Source organism: Micromonospora sp. DT68, assembly GCF_049847245.1.
Lineage (GTDB): Bacteria > Actinomycetota > Actinomycetes > Mycobacteriales > Micromonosporaceae > Micromonospora > Micromonospora profundi.
Window position 1 is genome coordinate 154,244 of the sequence record NZ_JBNCNZ010000006.1, and the last position, 18,333, is coordinate 172,576.

Below are 18,333 nucleotides of genomic sequence, written 5' to 3' on the forward strand. Positions count from 1 at the left end.
CGCCCTGAACACCAGCTTGATGGGGTGCTACAAGCAGGTTTCAAGTTATCCGGGCGTGTGATTTTCTATTAACATAGAGGAGCTTGACTCTGCCGACAAGGGGGTAGGCGCGACGCGGCTCCGCGATGGCGAGGCCGGGTCAACCGAAGGTGAGCACAGGCTTGATCGCGGAGCCGTCGCGCATGCCGGCCACGGCGTCACCGATGTTGTCGAAGGGAAAGGCGGCGATGAGCCGGTCCAGCGGAAAGAGGCCGCGTTGGTGAAGATCGACCAGTACGGGGATGAAGCGCGGCGGGTCCGCGTCGCCCTCGATCACGCCGTGAACACGGATCCCCTTGGTGAGCAGGCTCATGACGTCGAAGGCGACTGTGGTGCCGACACCGACGAGGGCGAGGTCGCCCCGGGGACGCAGGAAGGCGACGGCCCGCTGGAGCATCTCCGGACGGCTGGTGGTGTCCACGATGTGGTGTGCGCCGCCACCGGTGAGGTCACGCACGTTGGTGACGAGGTCGGCCGCTTTCGGGTCCAGGCCCGCCGTGGCGCCGAGCTCGATGGCCAGGGCTCGTCGCGAGGCGACCGGCTCGATGACGATGACAGGGGCGCAGCCGCGCACCAGCGCGGCCATGAGCGCGGTGAGTCCGACCCCGCCGGCACCGATGACGACCAGGGAACTCCCCGGCTCGGGGCGCAGACGGTTGAGTACCGTACCCGCCCCGGTCTGCGCACCGCAGCCCAGCGGCGCGGCGACGACGGCCGGCAAATCGTCAGGGACCCGGATGGCGTTGCGCTCGTGGGCGAGCGCGAACGTGGCGAAGCTGGACTGGCCGAAGAACCCCGCGTGTACGGGTGCGCCGTCGCGGGACAGCGGGGTGGTGCCGTCGCCCCGGCCGCCGGAGGTGTTCAGGGTCTCCTGGCGACGGCAGTACGCCGGGTGACCAGCCACGCACTGCTCACACCCACCGCAACTGTTGAAGGTCAGGCAGACACGGTCGCCCGGCGCGAGAGTGGTCACCGCCGCGCCGACCTCCTCGACCACGCCGGCACCCTCATGGCCGAAGACCATGGGAGTCAGCCGGCGGGGCCAGATCGCCTGCATGCTGAGGTCGGTGTGACACAGGCCGGCAGCTGCCATTCGGACCAGCACCTCGTACGGCCGTGGCGCCTCGAGATCCACGGCCTGGACGACGAACGGCCCGCCTGGGGTGTCGGTGACGGCAGCTCGGATTCGCATGGCGGACTCCTTCGCGCGCGGTCAGCCTCAGGCCGCGCGCTCGAGGACGAAATAGAAGAAGGGGCCCTCGGCGGGGACGTTCTTGCCGTTCATGATCCCCATGAGGGTGTTCTCGTCAGCTCGCTTGAAGTGATCGAAGACCGGCTGCCCGTCGTAGACCATTGTGGCGGTCGACTCGCCACGGAACTCGACGATCCACAGGCTGGCCTCGCCCTTGCCGAGCACGGTGTTGGAGTACAACTCGCCCCTGTCGTCGCGGCAGATCAGCGGCTTGACGTCGGCGCGGGAGACGAAACGCTTGCCGTACCACCGGACCCGGTCCAGCTGCCCGTTGAGGGGGTGCCCCGTGTCGAGCGCGCTGCCCTTCCACTCGCCGAGAATCTCCTCGGGGCGGACCGTGTCCAACGCGGCCCAGATGTCGTCGAGTTCGGCGGCGGATACCCGGCCGCCCCGTCGGCGCAGCTCGGCGAAGCGGTCTCGGGCCGTGCTCGTGTTCATCGTGGCTTCCTCTCGCCGTTTGTGAGGGTCGCGGGCACCTGGCCGGGCACCGCACCCGGCCTTGACAACGCGCCGCGCCGTCGCCGAACCTGCTGGGGAGGTGATCGCGATGGCTGATGGCGGCCGACACCGCTGGTTGCGCCGTATCGAGGCACTCGATCCGGTCCGCGACCATCACGAGATCTACCGCATTTCGATCGGCTACGAGTTTCCCTTCGACTACCAGCGGGCGCTGGAGCTGGCGCTGCTGCGCACGTACTGCGTGCCGAGCATCTCGGCGCTGCTCGACGCCACCGGCGAGTTCCGGCTCCGCGCCCAGCGGCGGTACGACGACACCGCGCTGCTGATGGCCGAGATGGCCGAGCACGGCTACGACTCGCCGCGCGGCCGGCAGGCGCTCAAGGCCATCAACCGGGCACATCATCGGTACGCCATCTCCAACGACGACATGCGCTACGTCCTGTCCACGTTCGTGTACGAGCCGATCGACTGGCTGGACCGGTTCGGCTGGCGCCGGCTGCACGAGCACGAGCGGCTGGCAGCGTTCCACTACTACCGGGCCGTCGGCGCGCGCATGGGTATCCGCGACGTGCCGGACGACTTCGACGCGTTCCTCGACTTCAAGCGCGAGTACGAACGGGCCACGTTCCGCTACGACCCGAGCAACCAGCGCATCGCCACCCACACCCTGGATCTGTTCGCCTCCTGGTACCCGCGCCCGCTGCGCCGCGCCGCGCGGCTCGGAGTGCTCGCACTGCTGCCCGCCGAGCTGCGCGCCGCCTTCGGGCTCCCGGCCGCGCCGCGCTGGGTGTCCGCCGTGGTCACCTACGGGCTGCGCGGCCGGGCTGCGGCGGTGCGCCTGATGCCGCCGCGCGGCACCAGCAGGTTGACAATCGCGCCGGACAACCGCACATACCCCGGCTACCCGCACGGGTACGAGCCCTCCGACCTGGGCGCACCGCCACCGCCGTCCGACCTCGACCCGAAGTGGCTGGCCCGCCCGGAGCCGCCGACCGATCGCTGACAGTGGTGTACGGCTAGCCGGTGGCGGACTCGGCCGCCGGGGCCGCCGACCGGTAGAGACCGTCGATGCTGTCGCCGTACCGCTCGACGATGACCCGGCGGCGCAACTTCAGCGTCGGGGTCAGCTCGCCCGACTCCGGCGTCCAACTCGACGGCAACACCTCGAAGGTCTTCACCTGTTCCGGTCGCGCGAGCCTGGCGTTCGCGGCGTCGACGGCGGCCTGGATCTCGGCGAGCAGCAGGGGGTCCGAGGCCAGGTGGGGCAGCTGCGCGTCACTGATGCCACGTGCCCGCGCCCACTGGGGAGCGACCTCGTCGTCCAGCACGATCAACGCTGTCACGTACGGTCGCCGGTCGCCGATCGCGACCGCCTGACCGATGAGCGGATGTGCCCGAAGCAGCCCCTCGATCTGCGCCGGCGAGATGTTCTTGCCGCTGGACGTGATGATGATTTCCTTCTTGCGGTCGGTGATGGTGAGGAAGCCGTCGTCGTCGATCGTGCCGACATCGCCGGTGGCCAGCCATCCTTCCGCGTCGACGATCGGCTCGATGCTGCCGTCGGCGCGCAGGTATCCGGAGCAGACCAACGGCCCGCGTACGAAGATCTCACCGTCGTCGGCGAGGCGTACCTGCATGCCCAGATGGGGCCGACCGACGCTGCCGGTACGGAAACGGTCCGGCAGGTTGATGGTGGCGGTGCCGGTGGTCTCGGTCATGCCCCACACCTCCAGCACGTCGACGCCGAGCCCGGCCAGGAACCGCAGGACGTCGACCGGGATCGGGGCGGCGCCGCTGCCGGCCCAGAGCATGTTCTGCAGGCCCAGTGTGGACTGGATCGGGCGCAGCACCGTGGCTTCGGCCTGCGCCAACTGGGCAGCCAGCTCGTCGGGCACGGCCTGGCCCGCCGCGCGCAGCTCGTACGCCTGAAGGGCGACGGCGCTCGCGGCGCTGAAGGCGGTCTGCACGGCGGGCTCCGCGGCGGCCAGGTGGGCCTGGACGCCGGCGGCCATCTTCTCCCAGATTCGCGGAACACCGAAGAACGAGTACGGAGCGACAGTGCGCAGGGCCTTGATGAGCTGGGTGGGGTCCGGGCAGATGGTCACGTGGCCGGCGCGGTAGATGGGGTTGTAGATGCCCAGGAACCGCTCCGCGATGTGGGCCAGCGGCAGGTAGGCCACCGACGGCGCGTGGTCGGGGACGAACACGTTGGCCTCCAGGGCCACGGCCTGGTAGATCACGTTGTGGTGACTGAGTACGACCCCCTTCGGGTCACCTGTCGTCCCCGACGTGTAGAGCAACGTCACCGGCTGCTCGGGTCGGATCGCGCGCCAGCGCCGCTCGAAGGCGGCGGGGTCGGCCCGGTGCGCTGCCTGACCGGCGGAACGCACCTGTGACAGCGGCACGGTCTTCGGGGACAGGTCGTCGGGCTCGGCCTCGTCGACCACCACGATCCGGCGCAGGTGCGGCAGGTCCGGCAGGACCGGACGCCAGCGGTCCAGCGCTGCGGCGTTTTCCAGCACGAGCACCTGGGCGTTGCTGTGGAGCGCCAGGTATCGCATCTGGTCGGTGCTCAGCGTCGGATAGATCGTGGAGGGCACCGCGCCCAGGTGGACTGCGGCGAGGTCGACAAGCCAGTGCTCCGGCCGGCTCGACATCATGATCAGCATGTGGCCGCCCGGCTCCAGGCCGATGTCGGCCAGGCCGCAGGCGATCTCGGTGACCTCGGCGTGCACCTGCGCCCACGTGCGGGTGTCGTCACTGTCGAGTGTGGTCAGAGCCGGCAGGTCGGCGAATTCGGTGGCGTTGCGGTGCAGCAGGGCGGGAACGGTCAAGTCGGCGGCCGTCTTGGCGCATTGGTCGGCAAGAGTCTCGGCGGGGTCCATGGGGTTACTCCTTCAGCCGTAACCGGGCCTGGTGGGGTGAGGCCGGTGTACCCCTCATCGTGGTGGTGGCGAGGGTGCCGCAGCCTGTGACAGCACTGTAAACGAGGGCTAACTTTCTGGGAAGGACCGACTGTCCGTACGCGGGTATCTGGGCCGCAGTCGTGACCAGCGCTAGAACTTCGCCTAACCAAACGGCCGCCCCGGGGCGGGGCGGCCGCAGCGGCGCTCGTCGGGGCGGGACCGGTGGTTACTGCGCGGTCCACCCGCCGTCGACGTGCAGGATGCTGCCGGTGACATAGCTGGCGGCGTCCGAGGCCAGGAAGGCGACGGCACCGACGACCTCGTGCGGCTGGCCGAACCGGCCCATCGGAATCCGTTCGCGCAACCGCCTCGACCACTGGTCGTGGCTGCGTAGCCCTGCCGTCATCGGTGTCTCCAGGTAGCCGGGCGCGACAGCGTTCACCCGTACGCCTGCGGCCGCCCACTCCAGGGCCAGCGTCCGGGTGAGCTGCTCGACTCCGCCCTTGCTGGCGCTGTAGGCGGCCAGTCGCGGAAGACCGACCTGGCCGTGCACCGATGACATGTTGACGATGCTGCCCGCGCCCTGCTCGATCATGATCGCGCCGGCGGCGCGGGCGCAGACGAACACCCCGGATAGGTTGGTGTCGATCACCTGCTGCCAGTCCGCGACGCTCAGCTGCTCGCTGCGGTGCAGCGCCGGGCTGATGCCGGCGTTGTTCACCAGGATGTCCAGGCGATCCCATCGTCGTCGGGCCAACGTCACGACGGCTTCGGCAACAGCCTCGTCGGTGACGTCACCGGCGACGATGTCCGCCGTACCACCGTTGGCGACGATCTTGTCGCGCACCGCCTCCAACGCGTCCATCCGGCGCGACTGGAGGATCACGGAAGCGCCCGCCTCCGCCAGCCCTTCGGCGATCGCCGCTCCCACGCCCTGGCCGGCGCCCGTCACCCAGGCGACCTTGCCCTGAAGCTGCCCGTCGGTCACGCTCATCTCGTCTCCTCTCTTCGGCGGTTCCGTCACGAACCCAGCGCCGCGACGCCCTGCCCGTCGACGACCCGCAGGCCCATGTCCACGAGCGCCGCAGCCGCCCCGGCCATCTCCGCGGCGTCCGATCCCAGCTGGTTGCCCTGCAGATGGCGGAAGTAGATGGATTCCATGATGACCGCGAGCTTGAGGCAGGTGAGAGCGAGGCATACGTCGAGGTGGTCACTGTCGACCGGACGGATCGCCGTGTAGGCGCGCAGAACGGCTGCCCGGTCACCGAACCCGGGACGGTCGGTCACGCCGAGGGCCACCGGAACGTGCCGCCGCAGCGTGTCTCCGGGCTCGGTCCAGTAGACGAGCAGGAGCGCCACGTCGCACACCGGATCGCCACGGGTGGCCATCTCCCAGTCCAGCACCGCGCGTACCTGTGAGGTGTCCGGCGCGAGGATGAGATTGTCCAGCCGGTAGTCGCCGTGCACCAGCGCCCACGGCCGGTCGGCGAACGCGTCCGTGCGGGCGGCCAGCCAGCGCGCGAGCCGCTCGAATCCCGGCAGGTCACGTACCTTGGTCCGGGTCCACTGGGCGGTCCACAGCGTGGCCTGCCGGCCCAGGTAGCCGACCGGCTGACCGAAGGTCTCCAGATCGGTGCCGGTCAGGTCGGCGTCGTGCAGCGTCGCCAGCGTCCGGACCAGGACGTCGGTTATGGCTGCCGCGCGTTCTCGGGGGAGACCGGCGCAGTCGGCCGCCGAGGAGAGCACGACGCCGTCGACGTGCTCCATGACGAGGAAGGGGGCGCCGATGACGGATTCGTCCGCGCAGAGCAGGTGTGGCCGGGCGCTCGGCACCGCCGTTGATCGCAGGCCGTGTAGCACGCGATACTCGCGCGCCATGTCGTGCGCCTTGGGCATCACGTGGCCGAGCGGTGGCCGCCGCAGCACCCAGGACCGTTCGCCCTGGCTGATCCGGTACGTGAGGTTGCTCCGGCCGCCGGTGAGGAGTTCCGCGTGCCAGGGCAGGGCACTGTCGACCTCCGGCAGATACTGCATGAGGTACGGCACGAGGCGGCGCAGCGCCAGGCCCGGCGGATCGCAGCCCTGCTCAGCCATGCGTTGCCCCGCCTGATCGGGCGGCCTCGTACCGCCGGACAGCGCGGCGGGCCACCGCCCAACGGTGCACCTCGGATGCGCCGTCGTAGATGCGGAACGGGCGCACCTCGGCCAGGAACCGCGCCAGCGGCAGGTCATGGGAGACGCCCTGCGCGCCGCACAACTGGACCGAGCGGTCGACGATCCGCCCGACGGCCTCAGACACGAAGGTCTTGGCTATCGACGTCTCGTTGTTCGCGCGTCCATGCCGGTCGTGCGTCGCGGCGGTGGTACGGATCAGCGCCCGGCACGCCGCGATGTCGATCTCGTTGTCGGCGATGAGGTGCTGTGCCAGGCCGAGATCGGCGAGCCGGCTGCCGAACAGTTTCCGCTCGACGACGTAGCCGAGCATGATCTCGTGAGCGCGGCGGGCGACACCGAGCCAGCGCATGCAGTGGGTGAGACGGGCCGGCCCGAGCCGCACCTGCGCGTTGACGAAACCCCTGTCGACCTCACCCAGCACGGCCGACGACGGGACCCGGCAGCTGTCGAACGCCACCTCGCAGTGTCCGCCGGTGAAGCCGGCGTCGATGGTCGGGATGTGCCGGCCGACCGACAGCCCGGCCGTGCCGGCGTCGACGAGGAACATCGTCGCGGCGTCGGCGCCCGTGCGCGCCATCACGATGAAGAACGCGGCGCCGTCGGCGCCCGTGATGAACCATTTCCCGCCATCGATCACCCAGTCGTCGCCGTCACGCGCGGCTGTCGTGGTCAGCGCTCCGGGATCTGATCCGGCGCCCGGGGCGGGCTCGGTCATCGCGAACGCCGAACGAGCGTCACCGGCGACCAGTGGCCGGAGGTACCGCTCGCGTTGCGCGGGCGTGGCGATGTGCTCCAGCAGCGTCATGTTGCCCTCGTCGGGTGCCGCGCAGTTCATGACGAGCGGACCGAGCAGACTCCTGCCTGCCTCTTCGAGGGCGTCGGCCTGTTCGAGCAGGGGCAGTCCCAGGCCGCCGTATTCGGTGGGCGCCGACGGGGCGAACACGCCTGCGGCGCGGGCCCCCGCCCGAAGCTTGGCGAGGATCCCCGGATCGGTCTCGATCTCGCGCTCGACCGGAATCACCTGGTCGTCGATGAATCGCCGAACCCGCTCCGTCAGGCTCTCCGGGCCGGTGTCGACTGTCCTATCCGTACGCACCCTGTGCCTCCTGGTCGGTCTGGTCGCCCGGACGCGGAGTCCAGTGGTCGGGTGGGGCACCGACCGGCTCTTTGGGTCTGGACTGTCCGGCCAGGACGTACGCCGGAACCGGTTGCCACCGTGGCGACTTCGTGTCGCGCGACGTCCGCGCAGTTCAGATCGCGCCGTACATAGATGGCCGTCGCGATCCTCCTTGTGATCACCGGCACAGTGTGCTCTCATCTGATACACGGTCGCAACATTTGTTTCACCGTATCAATGGCCTCGACCGCGAGGAGTGAGCCGTGGAACCACTCAGCAGACGCAAGATGTTGCAGGTCGGAGGGGCCTTGGGCGCGCTCGGCGCGTTGAGTGCCACCACGCCAGCGCAGGCCGCACCATGGTCCTGGTCCCCAGTGGGCTCGGTCGCGGGTGCCGGGGCGGGCACCGACCCGCGATGGGTGTGGGACGAGGAGGCCGACCCTCTGGTCGCCTCGCTGCTCGACAGGGGCGACGCGCCATTGGTCAACCGGGTGCTGCGGACCTGGACCAGGAACGGGCAGCCTCTGCCGGACGGCCTGCCCGCCGACGTGCGCCAGTTCATCGAGCGTGCCCGCCAGCTTCCGTCCTGGGTCGACCAGGGCAAGCTCGCCACAGCTGTGCAGTTCAACGAGAAGCGAGGGCTCTACCTCGGCGTGCTGTACGGCCTTGCCAGCGGCATGATGAGCACTGTCATTCCGAAGGAGGCCCGCGCCGTCTACTACTCCGAGGGCGGCGCGGACATGAAGGACCGCATCTCCAAGACGGCCAAGCTCGGATACGACATCGGCACGGCGAACGCCTACCAGCCCACCGGCTCGATGATCGTGACGGCCGTCAAGACCCGGCTGGCGCACGCCGGCGTGCGCCACCTCCTGCCACAGTCGCCGAGGTGGGTGGCCGTCGCCCCGGAGGACATCCCGATCAGCCAGCGAGACATGATGGTCACCTGGCACAGCCTGCCGACCACTGTGATGCGCCAGTTGAACGCGTGGCGGGTTCCGATCCCCACCCGGGAGTCGACAGCCTTCCTCCACCTGTGGCAGGTGGCCGCACACATGCTGGGCATCAAGGACGAGTACATCCCCGCCACGTGGAGCGAGGCCAACGCCCAGGCCGACCAGGTCCTCGACCCGGTGCTGGCACCGACTCCCGAGGGCATCGCGCTCGCGGACATCCTGCTCGACCTCGGTAAGGAGATCGACGCCGGCATCCTGAGCAAGCCCATCCTCGGCTCGTTCACGAGGTTCCTGCTCGGCAACCAGATCGCCAACTGGTTGCAGATCCCCCGGGAACCGCTCTGGGACACCCTGTTGCAGACGGCCTGGGGGCCGTTCATCGCCGTCCGGGAGGCGCTGCTCCCGCTTCCCCTGGCGCCCCCGTCCTACTGGCTCTTCGACGAGTTCCTGCGCAAGCTGGCACTGCTCTTCCTGTCCGAGGGGCAGCAGATCAACATCGAGATCCCGCTCGGCAACCGCCCATCCTGAACATGTACGTCGCAGTCGGGGACGCGGCCGGTGTCGCGTCCCCGACCCCTGCCGACGCACCGCACCCAGTTCGCGAGACAGCACACCGATCAGCAGTGAGAACGGCCATGGTGGAGCGCAATACCCGGGGACGCTTCCCCGGGTACGTACTGGCCGCACCGGTGCTGGTGACCGCTGCGGAACTGGTGACGCCCCCCGGTGCTGCCGAGCTGCCGTCGTCGGACCCGACGGAGCTGCTCGGCCTCAACGGCATCATGACCGCCGTGGCGCTGACCACCTCGGCACTGATCGCTGTCGAGGTCAGTGAGGACGGAACCGTCTCGTTCGCGGTGCCCCGAGCCTTGATGGGGCAGACGGCCACCACCTCGACCGCCACCCTGATCGCCGAGGAACTCTGCGTCCCGCGGGGACGGATCCGCGTGGCACCTGCCGACGCCCGGCCGGAGCGTGCGGGCACCCTGGCTGCCGTCGGGCCGTCCTATGCGCCGATCCGGGTCGCAGCGGCCATCGCCCGACAACGGCTCCTGGGGGCCGCGTCGGCAGTGCTCGACGTACCCTTTGGCGACCTGCGGCTGGAGGCCGGCTTCGTCACCGACGACGCCGGCCGGAGAGTCGACATCGGTGCCCTCGCCACGAGGGCCGCCAGCCCGAGCACCCTCGCCGTGGCTGTGGAACTCGCCCCGCGCGACGGTCGCACCCTCGTCGGCCATCCGGCGGTCGGGCCGGCGCGCGGGCGCTAGATCCCTTGACATCGGAAGGTGTGCGCGGCCACACTAATTTTGCTAATTCGATTTAGCGCCGCACCAGGTCCAGAGAGTGCCGGAACGGGTCGTTATCGACGGGCGCGAGCCCGAGTGGCCCAGGAGGAGGCTCTTCACGTTCCACCACCACCAACCCGCGTCCCCGTCCCCAGACGCCTTCAGCTCCGGTGGCTCCTCCGGTAATGAGCCGAATCAAGCGCTGCGCCCCGATTGGGGCTCGATCAGTGCTGCCCTCAGTCGACAGTGTCCGAATAGAACCGTGGGTCGGAAAGGACAAGATATGAGACTACGAAGGAGTGTGCTCAGATGAGGAAGGCGATCGGAAGGCGCGGGCTCGCGCGTGCGGTCGCGTTGCTCGCGTTCGCGTCACTCGGTGCCAGCGCGATCGTCTCCGCGCCGGCTGCCGCCGCCACCACGACCGCGCTCGTGGAAGGTGCGACAGTCACTGCGGACAGCACCTCACCGACCGGCTACACCGTCAGGTTCGTCTACCACAACCCCAACGCCACGCAGGTCCGCCTGGCCGGTGACCTGACGTTGCTCGACGTCGGCACCGGCACCACGCGGTACCAGCCGGAGGCGTGGCAGCCGGGGCGGTACCACGCCGGAGGTACCGAGTTTCTCAGGGACATGACCAGGGACCCTGCCGGCTACTGGTCGGTCTCGGTCCCGCTGCACGCCGGCAGCCTCAGCTACTGGTACCGGGTCTGGGACCCGACCCAGGGCTGGGTCAACAAGCGCATCTGGGACCCGGCTTCGACGAACCCCCGACCCCCGGGCGAGTCTTCGTTCCGGGTCCGCAACAACGACGTGCTCGACGCCGTGTACGTGCCGTACGCCGACAAGCAGAACGACCCGGTGCTGAAGGAGCGCTCGGAGTACGAGCTGCCGGTGTCGGACCCGTCGCGGCGGGGCACCGTCCGGTACATCCCCTACACGACGATCCTCGGCGACAGTGGCCACTACCTCGGTGTCTACCTGCCGCCGAACTACGACCCCAACCGGGCGCAGCCGTACAAGGTCGCGTACCTGGCCCACGGGATCTTCGGTGACGAGACCGACTTCATGGTCCCCGCGAACGTCCCGAACATCCTCGACAACATGACGGCCAAGGGCGAGATCGAGCCGACTGTGGTCGTCACCATGGGCAACCACTTCACGGGCACGAGCCTCGGGTTCGCCTCGTACAACCAGACCAACGCCGCGAACAACCTGGTCCAGACGATCCTTCCCCTCATCGAGGCCAACTACAACGTCTCGACCGAGCGGGAGGGACGTGCCTACGGCGGGTTCTCCTATGGCGGGATGACCGGCGGCGTCGTCATCAGGAACTATCCGACCACGTTCGCGTTCTACGGGCACTTCTCCGGCAACCCGTCCCTCACCACGCAGGACTACGACACCATCGCCGGCGCGGTCGGCGACGACGACCTCTTCGTGTTCCTCGGCAACGGCGTCTTCGAGGGCAACCTCAACGCCCAGAACGGCATCGCCAACAACTTCCGGGCCCGCGGGTACGACGCCCACACGACCCAGGTGCCCGGTGCGCACGACGGGATGACGGCGGGCCAGCTGTTCACGATCTTCGCCCGGGACCACCTGTGGTCAGGCGTCGACTCGGTGTCGGTGATCCCGCCGACGGAGAGCCTGACGCAGGGCTGGAACTGGACCCGGCAGTTCGCCGCCAAGGTCACCACCAACGACGGTGTGAGTCCGGCGGTGACGTGGTCGGTCACGGGCGCGACCTCGGCGGGAACTACCGTCTCCGCGGACGGTCGGCTCTCGGTGGCGGCGAACGAGACCGCTTCGGCGCTCACCGTCGTGGCGACGTCGGTGGTCGACCCGACCAAGGCGGGCACGGCCAGGGTCACCCTGACGCCTCCGGGTGCGGCACGGGTCGTCGTGAAGGCGAAGGCCGCGCCCGCGTCGATCGTCCGGGGTGGCACCTTCAGGCTGGACGTCGACCTGCGGGCGCAGACCCAGCACAAGAAGGCGCCGCCGGTGACCGGTGAGATCGCCGTGACGTTCGGCGGTAGCACGCAGGTGGTGTCGCTTACCGACGGCGCGGCCGTCGTCAACCTGCCGACCAGCGGCCTGTCGGCCGGGGGATACCCGGTCCACGTCGCCTACTCCGGTGACCCGACCTACGCCCCCACCGCGGCCGTCCATCAGCAGCTGCGGGTGCGGTAGCCCTTCGGCATGGTGGGCCGGCGATCGCAGGTCGTCGGCCCACCATCACCGGCGCCGTCCGGCCGGAGCCCCGAGTCGGGGCACGGCCCGGCGGCGTCTGACGGTCAGGCGTCCGCCGTGGCGGCCAACGCGCGCAGGTCGCAGCCGACGAGGGCGTCCGACTGGGGTACGTGGGCCAGGTCGGGCTCGGCGAGCCCGAGTCGGCCGTACGCGCTGTGCAGCGCCGCCACCACGGCGCCCAACGCGCCGGAGAGGTCCCCGAGTTCCGCGCTCTGGACGACCGCCGGGGCGGAGGGCACGATCTCTCGCAGCCGACTGCCCAGTCGGCCGAGATCGGGTGTGAGCGCGTGGGAGATGCCGCCGCCGAGGACGATCACCTCGGGTTCGTAGGCAACCACTGCGGCGGTGAGGATGATCAGCAGCGCCTGCTCGACGTACTGCTTGACCGGCACCAGGCGGGGATCTCCGGAGTGGAAGACGTCGGCCGCGTTGTCGAACGGTAGGCCGAGGTCGCGGGCGCGGGCGAGGATGCCGGGCCCGGTGATGATCTGTTCGAGTGCGCCGCCCAGAGGGCCGGCCGGCAGATGCCCGAACTCGCCCACCATGCCGCTGCGGCCCCGGAACAGCCGCCGTTCGATGGCGACGCCGGCGCCGAGCCCGGCCCCGATCGTGAACATCACAGCGGTCTGCGTGTCGCGCGCCGCGCCGAAGCGCAGCTCACCCAGCAGTGCGTAGTTGGAGTCGTTGTCCACCTCGATGCCGGTGGCCAACCGCTTCTCCAGCAGGCGAAGGAACTCCGGATCCTCGACCTGGGGAAGGTTCGGCGCGTTACGGACGGTGCGGTCGTGCTGCCGAACGGCACCGGGCAGCCCCACCGCCACGCAGTCGAGCCGGTCGAGATGGTCGCCGACGGTCTGCCGGATGAGGTCGGCCAGCCAGTGGGCCAGCCGGGGGGCGTCGTAGTCGGCCGGGGTGGGGACCGTGCGGCCCACAAGCGGTGTGGCGGCGAGGTCGGCCACCACCAGTCGGACGTTGGAGCCGCCGACGTCGACTCCGCAGACCACGCCCCGTCCGGCGGCGATCGCCACCCGTGTCGCCCGCCGGCCCCGGGTGGTGCTCGGGGTGCCGTCGCTCTCGGTCAGCAACCCCTCGTCGAGAAGTTGCTCGACGATGCGCGAGACCGTGGCGGGGGAGAGGTCGGTCTCCTGGCCGATGGCGGTACGGGTCACCGGGCCGTGGGTGAGTACGTGCGTCAGCACTGTCGACCGGTTCGCGCGTCGCGGCGCCTGTGCTTCCACGTCCACCTCCCCTATTTCTTTCCGACCGAATGTTAAGGCTGCGCCCTGGCCGCCGCAACACCCGAGCGCGTGTCGGTTCGCCCGGGTCTCGGGATGCCGCCGGTGACTCGCGCCGTCCACTGCATTTCCGCCGTAGCCGGACAGATGCCCATCTTTATGGTCGAACCGCGTGGCTGAAATCTCCGAGCGGGCCTCTTGACTGGTGTGAGCAGGGACGTTAATACTTTCATCCTGAACGGAAATAGAGGCCGCCGCCCCGCCGGTACGGACCGGAGCCGGGGTGACGGCACGGGTCCCTTGTCACGTGCCGTGCTGGTCACGTCGGAACCCCGTCTCAGTCCGGAGCCACCGGCTCCGGGCCCGTTGCTGTGGAGGGAAGAGCTATGAATCTCACCCGTAGGCGTGGGGCAGTTCTGGGCGCGATCTGCGCCCTGGCGCTCATGGTCAGCGCCTGCTCGACCGAGACGTCCGGTGATGACGGCGGCGCGTCGAGCGGTCCTCGCACCGAACCGAGCCTGTCGTTCGTCGGCCCCGGCGGGGAGACGCCCACCGCCGCCGACCAGCTTTCGCTGACCCCCGAGGAGCAGCAGAAGGTCAAGGACGGCAACTTCTCGGCCGCGTTCGTCTGGCACGAGGGATCCGCGCTGACCAAGGCTGTGGAGTCCGGCGTCCGCAAGGAGTTCGACCAGCTCGGCATCAAGGTGCTGGCCAGCACCAGCGCCGAGTTCGACGCCGCCCGGCAGGCCAACAACCTGCAGACCGTCCTGGCGCTCAAGCCCGACCTGATCGTCACGATCGCTGTCGACCCCACCGCGGCCGCGGCGGCCTTCAAGCCCGCTGTCGACGCCGGCGTCAAGCTGGTCGTGATGACCACCCCGCCGAAGGGCTACAAGGCCGGGGAGCAGATCGTCGGCATCGTCACCGCCGACCTGACCGCGTTCGGTAAGGCCAACGCGGAAATGCTCGGCAAGGCGCTCGGCGGCAAGGGCAAGGTCGGCTACATCTACCACGACGCCGACTTCTGGTTCACCAACCAGCGGGACAAGGCGTTCAAGGACTGGCTGAACTTCCTCTACCCCGACATCAAGATCGTCGAGGAGAGCGGGTTCTCCGACCCGGCGCGCACCGAGGACATCGCCACCGCGATGTTGACCCGCCACTCCGACCTGAACGGCGTCTACGTCGCCTGGGCCACCGCCGCCGAGGGCGTGCTCGCCGCGACCCGGCAGCAGGGTCGTACCGACGTCAAGATCGTCACGAACGACCTGGAGGCGAACCTCGCCGCCGACATGGTCAAGGGCGGCAACATCGTCGGCGTCGTCGCCAACGGCTCCACCCGGCTCGGCCAGAGCCTGGGCATCGTCGGCGCCTACGGGCTGCTCGACAAGAAGGCTCCCGAGCTGGTCGTCGGATCGCCGATGGCCGCCACCAAGGAGAACATCGCCGATGCCTGGCGCGACGACTACGGCCAGGAGCCGCCGGCCGAGGTGCGCGCCAACTAACAGCAGGTGACGCGAGGCCCGGGGGCCTCTCCCTGACGAGACCCCGGGCCTCACCCCGGCCGCGCGACACGGCCGGGTCCGCGAGCCCTCTGCGAAGCGCGATGGAAGGAAAAGCCAGATGGGGTACGTCCAGACAGTCCTCGGGCCAGTGTCCCCCGAGTCGCTCGGCCGGGTGCTGAGCCACGAGCACCTCGGCGCGCTGGTGCCCGGGCCGTGGCTGTCCGGCGGCGCCGGCGACGACCGCGCGGACCTCGCCGTCGACGCCGTACGCGGCCTGCCGGAACTGGGCTTCGGCACGATCGTGGACCTGTCCCCGTACGAGGTGGTGGGCCACGACGTCACACTGCTGCGCGAGGTGGCCGAACGCACCGGCCTGCACGTCGTCGCCGGATCGGCGATCTACCTGGAGCCGTACTCGCCGGGCTGGGCGCTGAACGCCAGCGTGGACGAGATGCGGGAGCGGTTCGTCGCCGACGCCACGATCGGGGTGGGCGACACCGGAGTCAAGGTCGGCATCTTCGGCGAGCAGGCCACCGGACTCAACGAGATCACCCCGCACGAGGAGAAGTGCCTGCGTGCCGCCGCCCGCGCCCACGTGGCCACCGGGCTGTCGGTGAACACCCACACCACGCACGGCACGATGGCGCTGGAGCAGGTCGAGATCCTGCGCGAGGAGAAAGCCGACCTCTCCCGCATCGTCATCGGCCACCTGGACATCAACCCCGACCCGGACTACCTGCGGGCGGTGCTCGCGACCGGCGTCAACATCGCCTTCGACACCCTCGGCAAGCAGTTCTGGGACTTCGTGCTCGCCCCGCTGCCGGACAACCCGCCCGAGGGTGAGTTCGGCAAGCGGGCGTACCACCGGCCCGACCGTGCCCGGTTGGACATGCTCGCGGGGCTGGTCCGCGACGGGTACGCCGACCGGATCCTGCTCTCGATGGACCTGACCGGCGCGGAGGCGTACCTGAATCCGGGCACGCACGGCCGCCTCGGCTACTCGTACCTCGGCCAGGAGATCGTGCCGGGCCTCGCCCGGCTCGGTGTGCCGCCGGAAGCGCTCGACGCGATGCTGGTGGCCAACCCGGCCCGACTCCTGACGGTCGGCTGATGGCCGGCCACCCGAACCCGCGGTCCGACTCGACCGGGTACGTCGCCGGTGTGGACCTCGGCGGCACCAAGCTCCGGGCCGCGATCGCGGATCTCGCCGGTCACATCGTGGCCGAGGACGTGCTGGCCACCGACCCGCGCGGCGGGGTGGCGGTCGCCGCGCAGATCGACATGCTGCTCCGCGACCTGGCCGTCCGGGCCGGCATTCCGTGGTCCGACGTCCGGGTCAGCGCTATCGGCCTGCCCGGCGCCCCGGACCCGGCCACCGGCACCGTCGACCTCTCCCCGAACGTCTCCGAACTCGGGTCCTTCGACATCCGGGCCGAGTTGACCAGCCGGCTGGGTCACAGGGTCGTGCTGGACAACGACGTCAACATGGCAGCCGCCGGAGAGCGGTGGCTGGGCAGCGGACGTACCCATCGGCATTTCGTCTTCGTGGCCGTCGGCACCGGGATCGGCATGGGCATCGTGCTCAACGGCGAACTGGTCCGCGGCGCCCGCGGCGCGGCGGGGGAGATCTCCTACCTGCCACTGGGCACCGACCCGTTCGATCCCGCGAACCAGGTCCACGGCGCGCTGGAGCAGGCGGTGGCCGGCGCTGCCCTGGCCGCCCGCTACCGGGCGGTCAGCGGCGAGCAGGCAAGCGTGCCCGATGTCTTCGACCGGGCCGCGGCCGGCGACGAGGGCGCCCGGGCGGCCATCGACGAGGAGGCCCGCTTCATCGCGTTGGCAATCGTCGCGGTCACCGCCGTCCTCGACCCGGAGGCGGTCGTCCTCGGCGGCGGGATCGGCTCCCGGGTCGAGCTTGTCGATCCGGTCCGGCGTTGGGTCGCCGCGTTGAGCGCGGACGCCCCGGAGATCAAGACCAGTCTGCTCGGCGACCGCGCCGGCCTGCTCGGCGCCATCGCGGTCGCCCGTAAAGAGGCCGGCGTCCACAGCGGTCCGCCGACCGACCACGACCTGCCCGCCCACCTCGGTTCGGCGGCGCGGCCCGTTGCGACCCAGCCCGGCTGGACCGCCTCTTTCGAAACAGCGGAGGGACGATAGATGACCCAGACCGATGCTGCGGTGAAGGCCAGAAGCGGGCCGGCCTGGAGCAGGTTCAACTGGCGCGACTACGTGGTCTACATCGGCTTCGCCGTCGTGTTCCTGTTCTTTGCCATCACGCAGGGCAGCAATGGCTTCCTCACCACCAGCAACCTCACGAACATCATCATCCAGACCGCGCCGATCACGGTCATGGCGGTCGGCCTGGTCTTCGTGCTGGCAGCCGGTGAGATCGACCTGTCCATCGGCTCGGTCGTCGCGCTCTCCGCGCTGGTCGGCGCGGTGACGTTGCGGGAGACCGACAGCATGCTGCTCGGCGCGGCGGCCGGGTTGCTCGCCGGCGCGGCGGTCGGCCTGGTCAACGGCGTCTTCGTCACCCTCGTGCGGCTACCGTCCTTCCTGGTCACCCTCGCCACGATGGGTGCGGTGGCCGGTCTGGCCCGCGAGGTCACCGGCCTCCAGTCGGTGCCGGTCGGCAACGACGCGTTCCTCGCGATCTTCGGCCAGGGCGAGATCTTCGGCATCCCCGGCCTGGTGCTCTGGTCGGTGGCGGCAGTGGTCGTCGGCTACCTCGTGCTGCGGCAGACCCGGTACGGCGCGCACACCCTCGCGATCGGCGACAACGTGGGCGCGGCCCGGGTAAGCGGCATCAACGTGGTCCGCGTCAAGATCATGGTGATGATGGGCAGCGCCATGTGCGCCGCGATGGCCGGTCTGCTCTACGCCGGCCGCTTGCAGGGCGCCCGGTACACCCTCGGCGAGGCAGACCTGATGACCGTGATCGCCGCGGTGATCGTCGGCGGGACCAGCCTGTTCGGCGGCAAGGGCTCCATCGTCGGGGCGCTGCTGGGCAGCCTGCTCATGGGCATGCTCAACAACGGCCTGATCCTGGCCGGGCTGTCCGTGTCCCAGCAGATGATGGCGCGCGGCGCGATCATCCTCGTGGCCGTCTCCCTCTCGCTGCGCGAGCGGCGCAGCTGACCCGGAAGGAAG

The 18,333-nt window shown here is 69.9% G+C and carries 15 protein-coding genes; 8 read left to right on the forward strand and 7 right to left on the reverse strand.

The genetic code is table 11. The features are described from left to right. Positions 1 to 139: 139 nt before the first annotated feature. The gene (locus ACPXB1_RS13380) at positions 140 to 1,231 is read right to left on the reverse strand and encodes an NAD(P)-dependent alcohol dehydrogenase (protein ID WP_425735346.1); all 1,092 of its coding nucleotides are present in this window, start codon (positions 1,229 to 1,231) and stop codon (positions 140 to 142) included. A gap of 27 nt (positions 1,232 to 1,258) precedes the next feature. Continuing rightward, entirely contained in the window at positions 1,259 to 1,729 is a 471-nt protein-coding gene (locus ACPXB1_RS13385; RefSeq protein WP_425735347.1) for a DUF4334 domain-containing protein, read from the reverse strand. Between the two features lie 109 nt (positions 1,730 to 1,838). On the opposite strand from ACPXB1_RS13385, the gene ACPXB1_RS13390 reads away from it, so the two are divergent. Then, positions 1,839 to 2,753 (forward strand): oxygenase MpaB family protein, encoded by a 915-nt coding sequence (locus tag ACPXB1_RS13390; protein ID WP_425735348.1) that lies wholly within the window; start codon positions 1,839 to 1,841, stop codon positions 2,751 to 2,753. A 13-nt stretch (positions 2,754 to 2,766) separates the two neighbouring features. Here ACPXB1_RS13390 and ACPXB1_RS13395 read toward each other — a convergent pair whose 3' ends face one another. The 4 genes from ACPXB1_RS13395 to ACPXB1_RS13410 all read right to left on the reverse strand — a co-directional run bounded on the left by ACPXB1_RS13395 (position 2,767) and on the right by ACPXB1_RS13410 (position 7,927). Continuing rightward, positions 2,767 to 4,635: an AMP-dependent synthetase/ligase gene (locus tag ACPXB1_RS13395; RefSeq protein ID WP_425735349.1), complete on the reverse strand. Its 1,869-nt coding sequence runs from the start codon at positions 4,633 to 4,635 to the stop codon at positions 2,767 to 2,769. Between the two features lie 247 nt (positions 4,636 to 4,882). Then, positions 4,883 to 5,650: an SDR family NAD(P)-dependent oxidoreductase gene (locus ACPXB1_RS13400; protein ID WP_355591793.1), complete on the reverse strand. Its 768-nt coding sequence runs from the start codon at positions 5,648 to 5,650 to the stop codon at positions 4,883 to 4,885. A 26-nt stretch (positions 5,651 to 5,676) separates the two neighbouring features. Next, positions 5,677 to 6,750: a phosphotransferase family protein gene (locus ACPXB1_RS13405; protein WP_355591790.1), complete on the reverse strand. Its 1,074-nt coding sequence runs from the start codon at positions 6,748 to 6,750 to the stop codon at positions 5,677 to 5,679. Beyond that, positions 6,743 to 7,927 (reverse strand): acyl-CoA dehydrogenase family protein, encoded by a 1,185-nt coding sequence (locus ACPXB1_RS13410; RefSeq protein ID WP_355591787.1) that lies wholly within the window; start codon positions 7,925 to 7,927, stop codon positions 6,743 to 6,745. The genes ACPXB1_RS13405 and ACPXB1_RS13410 overlap by 8 nt, the downstream gene beginning before the upstream one ends. Before the next feature lie 284 nt (positions 7,928 to 8,211). Between ACPXB1_RS13410 and ACPXB1_RS13415 the strand changes: the two genes are divergently transcribed. From ACPXB1_RS13415 to ACPXB1_RS13425, 3 genes are all read left to right on the forward strand, one after another. Continuing rightward, positions 8,212 to 9,432, forward strand: a complete 1,221-nt coding sequence (locus ACPXB1_RS13415; RefSeq protein ID WP_355591784.1) for an oxygenase MpaB family protein — start codon at positions 8,212 to 8,214, stop codon at positions 9,430 to 9,432. A gap of 107 nt (positions 9,433 to 9,539) precedes the next feature. Beyond that, positions 9,540 to 10,172, forward strand: coding sequence for a molybdopterin cofactor-binding domain-containing protein (locus ACPXB1_RS13420; RefSeq protein ID WP_355591781.1), 633 nt, complete (start codon positions 9,540 to 9,542; stop codon positions 10,170 to 10,172). 327 nt (positions 10,173 to 10,499) lie between these two features. Then, the gene (locus ACPXB1_RS13425; RefSeq protein ID WP_425735350.1) at positions 10,500 to 12,383 is read left to right on the forward strand and encodes an alpha/beta hydrolase-fold protein; all 1,884 of its coding nucleotides are present in this window, start codon (positions 10,500 to 10,502) and stop codon (positions 12,381 to 12,383) included. 104 nt (positions 12,384 to 12,487) lie between these two features. On the opposite strand, the gene ACPXB1_RS13430 is transcribed toward ACPXB1_RS13425, so the two are convergent. Further along, positions 12,488 to 13,681 (reverse strand): ROK family transcriptional regulator, encoded by a 1,194-nt coding sequence (locus tag ACPXB1_RS13430; RefSeq protein ID WP_355591775.1) that lies wholly within the window; start codon positions 13,679 to 13,681, stop codon positions 12,488 to 12,490. A gap of 383 nt (positions 13,682 to 14,064) precedes the next feature. Here ACPXB1_RS13430 and ACPXB1_RS13435 point away from each other — a divergent pair, with 383 nt between their 5' ends. The 4 genes from ACPXB1_RS13435 to ACPXB1_RS13450 all read left to right on the forward strand — a co-directional run bounded on the left by ACPXB1_RS13435 (position 14,065) and on the right by ACPXB1_RS13450 (position 18,321). Next, entirely contained in the window at positions 14,065 to 15,183 is a 1,119-nt protein-coding gene (locus tag ACPXB1_RS13435; RefSeq protein ID WP_355591772.1) for a substrate-binding domain-containing protein, read from the forward strand. 118 nt (positions 15,184 to 15,301) lie between these two features. Continuing rightward, positions 15,302 to 16,294 (forward strand): phosphotriesterase family protein, encoded by a 993-nt coding sequence (locus ACPXB1_RS13440; protein ID WP_355591769.1) that lies wholly within the window; start codon positions 15,302 to 15,304, stop codon positions 16,292 to 16,294. Then, a complete protein-coding gene (locus ACPXB1_RS13445) occupies positions 16,294 to 17,340 on the forward strand; it encodes an ROK family protein (RefSeq protein WP_355591766.1) in 1,047 nt (348 codons plus the stop codon). The genes ACPXB1_RS13440 and ACPXB1_RS13445 overlap by 1 nt, the downstream gene beginning before the upstream one ends. After that, entirely contained in the window at positions 17,341 to 18,321 is a 981-nt protein-coding gene (locus ACPXB1_RS13450) for an ABC transporter permease (RefSeq protein ID WP_355591763.1), read from the forward strand. Positions 18,322 to 18,333: the final 12 nt, after the last annotated feature.

Coding starts and splice junctions, on each gene's coding strand:
- ACPXB1_RS13435 (WP_355591772.1), top strand. CDS start 14,065: ATGAATCTCACCCGTAGGCGTGGGGCAGTTCTGGGCGCGATCTGCGCC.
- ACPXB1_RS13420 (WP_355591781.1), top strand. CDS start 9,540: ATGGTGGAGCGCAATACCCGGGGACGCTTCCCCGGGTACGTACTGGCC.
- ACPXB1_RS13405 (WP_355591790.1), bottom strand. CDS start 6,750: ATGGCTGAGCAGGGCTGCGATCCGCCGGGCCTGGCGCTGCGCCGCCTC.
- ACPXB1_RS13425 (WP_425735350.1), top strand. CDS start 10,500: ATGAGGAAGGCGATCGGAAGGCGCGGGCTCGCGCGTGCGGTCGCGTTG.
- ACPXB1_RS13450 (WP_355591763.1), top strand. CDS start 17,341: ATGACCCAGACCGATGCTGCGGTGAAGGCCAGAAGCGGGCCGGCCTGG.
- ACPXB1_RS13385 (WP_425735347.1), bottom strand. CDS start 1,729: ATGAACACGAGCACGGCCCGAGACCGCTTCGCCGAGCTGCGCCGACGG.
- ACPXB1_RS13400 (WP_355591793.1), bottom strand. CDS start 5,650: ATGAGCGTGACCGACGGGCAGCTTCAGGGCAAGGTCGCCTGGGTGACG.
- ACPXB1_RS13380 (WP_425735346.1), bottom strand. CDS start 1,231: ATGCGAATCCGAGCTGCCGTCACCGACACCCCAGGCGGGCCGTTCGTC.
- ACPXB1_RS13440 (WP_355591769.1), top strand. CDS start 15,302: ATGGGGTACGTCCAGACAGTCCTCGGGCCAGTGTCCCCCGAGTCGCTC.
- ACPXB1_RS13395 (WP_425735349.1), bottom strand. CDS start 4,635: ATGGACCCCGCCGAGACTCTTGCCGACCAATGCGCCAAGACGGCCGCC.
- ACPXB1_RS13445 (WP_355591766.1), top strand. CDS start 16,294: ATGGCCGGCCACCCGAACCCGCGGTCCGACTCGACCGGGTACGTCGCC.
- ACPXB1_RS13390 (WP_425735348.1), top strand. CDS start 1,839: ATGGCTGATGGCGGCCGACACCGCTGGTTGCGCCGTATCGAGGCACTC.